We start from the raw sequence: 216 nt of genomic DNA, 5'->3' as shown, positions 1-216 counted from the left end.
TGCGCGTCAGGGAGCCAGGCGTGCAGCGGCACGAGGCCCGCCTTCGCCCCGTAGCCGAGGACCACGAGCGCGATCCCGAGGCGGGTCACCGCCGGGTCGAGGGCGTCCGCGTGCGCCACCAGTACCGGCCAGTCCAGGGCCTGCGTCTCGGAGATCCCGGCCTGGCGGGCAGCGTAGTAGAGGAGGACCGTGCCGAGGAAGGCGAGCGCGATGCCG

1 pseudogene is annotated in these 216 nt (G+C 74.5%); it reads right to left on the bottom strand.

The window, feature by feature from the left end:
- Positions 1 to 216: pseudogene (locus J0695_RS10350) on the bottom strand (proton-conducting transporter transmembrane domain-containing protein); the annotation flags it as partial.

Origin of the sequence: Streptomyces beijiangensis (genome assembly GCF_017315755.1) — a bacterium.
GTDB classification, from domain to species: domain Bacteria; phylum Actinomycetota; class Actinomycetes; order Streptomycetales; family Streptomycetaceae; genus Streptomyces; species Streptomyces beijiangensis.
This window is presented reverse-complemented; position numbering and strand designations above follow the sequence as displayed.